At 56.9% G+C, this 3,878-nt stretch carries 2 protein-coding genes; one reads left to right on the forward strand and one right to left on the reverse strand.

All coding sequences use genetic code 11. From position 1 onward, the window contains the following. Nucleotides 1-615: 615 nt before the first annotated feature. Nucleotides 616-1,623 carry an aldo/keto reductase gene (locus ACBR42_RS16860; protein WP_371208798.1) on the reverse strand — a complete coding sequence of 336 codons (1,008 nt, stop codon included), beginning with the start codon at nucleotides 1,621-1,623 and terminating at the stop codon, nucleotides 616-618. A gap of 314 nt (nucleotides 1,624-1,937) precedes the next feature. Here ACBR42_RS16860 and ACBR42_RS16865 point away from each other — a divergent pair, with 314 nt between their 5' ends. Next, on the forward strand, nucleotides 1,938-3,755 hold the full coding sequence (locus ACBR42_RS16865; RefSeq protein ID WP_371208799.1) for a restriction endonuclease: 1,818 nt from the start codon (nucleotides 1,938-1,940) through the stop codon (nucleotides 3,753-3,755). The last annotated feature ends 123 nt before the right edge of the window (nucleotides 3,756-3,878 follow it).

Below are 3,878 nucleotides of genomic sequence, written 5' to 3' on the forward strand. Positions count from 1 at the left end.
CTCTCTGCGGTACTACCTGCGACACTCGCAGGTAGTACCGCGTCCCTATCTCTTAAATCGTTCATGCTTCATAGCTGAACCAGGCCAGAAGTATTCAGCAAGGCGTCAGTCGCCGGGAGCTTACGTTGGTATTCAACATGACGTGTCCTGAAATGCAGACACAAAAAAAGCCCGCCGGGTCAGGGCGGGCTTTGCGTATGCGTGGGTAATCCTTAGCCATAGCTCTGCCATAGCGATTTTCGGGAGGATCATGATTTTGTGGGAAAGTCCGAATCAGTGAGCAGCACTAGCCGAACTATATTTAATTATGTAGCAAAAACCGCGCGCAGATACCAGAGGGAAAATAGGCTGGCAGAACTCCACCAATGTCCGCTTTTGCGAAATTTTTAGCCACCCGCAAATGTCCGACATGAGGCGGAAACAGCCTGTGTGCTTGACTCTCGCTAAGCGGACCAACCGCTTCCGCCTACACATGACGGACACAGGAAGCATCATGCTAAATTCCGAAAAGCGGACGTAAGTGTCTGTATCTGCCAATCTGAAGAGCACCGCCAGTGAGGGTGGTAAAGATAAGAGCTGGGCGGCCCAGATACCTGCACCGGCTCTATCTTACTCCTAACCCTCCCCGAACCCCGATTTCTCGCTGTCGAGTACTGCCATCTGTTTCGTATCGTAGCGTGCCCCGGCTGCAGCCCCTTTGGGAACAGCCTGCTCGATAGCCGCCAGATCGTCGGGCGTTAGTGCAAGATCAAGCGCACCCAGCGCCTCGGAGAGCCGATCGCGCCGGCGGGCTCCTACAAGTGGTACGATGTCGTCACCCTGTGCGGCCACCCAGGCGATTGCCAATTGGGCCACGCTTGCGCCCCTGGTGGCTGCAATTTCGCGCAATGTCTCCACAAGGGCCAGATTGCGCTCGACATTGCCTTCCTGAAAGCGGGGACTACGAACCCGAAAGTCCCCTGGACCCTTCGCTCCCTGCCAGTGCCCGCTGATCAGACCGCGCGCGAGCACGCCATAGGCTGTTATGCCGATGCCGAGTTCACGACAGGCGGTAAGAATTGTGTCCTCAATGCCACGTGAAATCAGCGAATATTCAATCTGAAGGTCACTGATCGGATGGACGGAAGCCGCGCGCCGGATGGTTTCCGGGCCAACTTCCGAAAGACCGATATGCCGGACGTAACCGGCCTGAACCATCTCGGCGATGGCGCCAATCGTCTCTTCAACAGGCACTGCCGGGTCCAGCCGTGCAGGCCGGTAGATGTCGACGTGATCAAGCCCGAGCCGTTGCAGGGTATAGGCCAGGAAGTTCTTCATGGCAGCAGGCCGTGCGTCGTAGGAACCCCAGTTGCCGCCCGGGTCACGCATTGCACCAAACTTGACGCTGACGAGGAATCTGTCGCGAGGAATATCCCTGATCGCCTCACCGATCAGCATCTCGTTATGGCCCATGCCGTAGAAATCGCCGGTATCGAGAAGCGTGATCCCGGCGTCCAGCGCGGCATGGATGGTAGCGATGCTTTCTTTCCGATCAGCCGGACCATACATGCCGGACATGCTCATGCACCCAAGACCGATTTCGGATACCTGTGGGCCGCTCTTACCAAGTTGCCGCAATTTCATGCTTAAGAAAAATCCCTGTTTCCTGAAGCAGAACCCTACCACACAGGCTATCTTTCGATAACCTCTCTTCCGTGCAGTTTTTCGTCCCTTGGAACGGAACGAATTGTCCGTTTGATGGAACAAGCGGACAGGCGATAGTCGCCTCATGTCGGACACCTAAGCGGTTATGACGGTTGCCCGAAAGCCGACATTCTTAGGCGAACCTCAATAGACCGACTTTGGAACGAAGCCTCATCACCGTCGTCAGGCGCTGCGGCTTCATTATCCGTCAGCGAAACAATGCGGATCTTCGATCTAGCTGCTATAGGATGGGGATGATGTCCGACTATGATTTCAGACAACTTAGCCCGCACGACTTCGAACTGATGTGCCGTGACCTGCTCCAAGCCGAATTGGGACTGGTGCTCGAATCTTTCAAGGCAGGCAAGGATGGTGGGATCGACTTCCGCTACGCGCAGGCCGGCAAGCAGATTATCGTCCAGTGTAAGCGGTTCGTGGAGGCCGGGTTTTCCGGGTTGCTGCGTGAATTGCGTAAGGAAGCCGACAAAGTCCGCAAGATCACACCGGGCCGCTATGTGCTGATGACCGCGGCACCTCTATCGGACGCGAATAAGACAAAAATTGTTGAGGTGATTGGTGCCCAGTTCCTCGTCAAGGCCGACATCTTCGGATGCGCCGACCTCAACAACTTGCTCGGTCGGCACTCTGAAGTCGAGCGGTCCCACTATAAGCTGTGGCTCGCCAGTACCAACGTGCTCGAGACCGTGCTGCACAACAACATCGTCAGGCAGAGCGACTTCCAGGTCGAGAAGATCCACGGTGAGATCAAGCGCTACGTCCAGGGGAACGCCTACCCAAGGGCATTGGAGGCACTCAAGGCAGACCATGTGGTGATCCTGTCGGGCCTTCCCGGCGTTGGGAAGACGACACTCGCAAACATGTTGCTCTACGAGCATCTTTCCAATGGCTTCGAACCGATCATCGTCCGCCAGAATTTCGCCGAGGGGAAGGCGATGTTTCAGAAAGGAAAGCCACAAGTCTTCTATTTCGACGATTTCATGGGCGTCACCTTCCTCGGTGACAAAGGCTCGAGCGACCAGCAGCGCGAGTATCGCGCAATCCTCGAATTCATCGAGATGGTCAGCTCAGCTAAGGACAAGCGCCTGATCCTGACCACGCGCGAGCAGATGCTCCGCCAAGCCTGGGATGCCTCCGAGCAAATTCGCAATGCCGGATTGATGGATCGCAAAGTGGTTATCCGCATGGACGACTACAGCGTGCGGCAACGGGCTGAGATCCTCTACAACCATGTCTTTTTTAGCGATTTGCCGCCCGAGTACCGCGACGAACTCCTAAAGAACGAATTCTACCTCCAGATCGTCAAGCACGATAAGTTCAACCCGCGCCTGATCGAGTGGTTGTCGACCTATCGTCGACTTAAGAATGTGCCGGTCGGCGACTATCAAACGTTTGTCACGCAGTTGCTCCAGGATCCGGCAGAGATCTGGCGGCACGCCTTCGAGCAGCAGATAAGCGACGCCGGGCGCAGCTTGCTGCTCTCTTTGTTCAGTTTCGGTGGCCAAGTGGGCGACGCCGTCCTCCGGGAAGGCTTCGCCGCGCTCCACGCGCACCGCGCACAGGCCTACGGCCTGCCGCGCCGTCCCGAAGACTATACTCGAGCGCGTGCGGAGCTTCACGGCGCGTTCGTCCGGCCGACGGCCTCGGATTCGATCGAGTTCATCAACCCCTCGGTGGTCGACTGGCTGAACCGCGTTGTGCGCCAGGAGCCCGAAAATGTCGTCGATCTGATCAGAGGTGCCGTGCGCTTTACTCAGGTCGTCCAGATTTGGAACTTCATCCAGTCGGCGGTCGGGGGAGGCTGCCGGAAGGCGCTGCGCCAAAATATTTCTCAGCTCGCACCGACAATAGGTAAACTTGCCATGGCCGAGCGGGCCAGCCCCCATGAGGGAGGTGTATCCTATCTCGCGCCAAGCTATGAGGAGCGGCTCGCGACGCTAATTCGTATGGCGGATATGTTGCGTGTCTCGGCGCTCTTCCCGGCTATCGAAGGCGTCATTACGCGGATCGAAGGGGAGCATTCCAAAACTCACTGCGATATCGAGAAGACGTAACCATCCGGCGAGAGACGCGGGCGTGATCAGGCAGCGACGTTATTCTCGCCTTGAGCAATGGTTTTCCAATGCCAGGGCAGGAGTTCATGGAGGCGTGGGTTGGGAGTGTCGTTGATGCGGGCG

It is taken from the genome of Komagataeibacter sp. SM21 (genome assembly GCF_041402665.1).
Classification (GTDB): Bacteria; Pseudomonadota; Alphaproteobacteria; order Acetobacterales; family Acetobacteraceae; genus Komagataeibacter; species Komagataeibacter saccharivorans.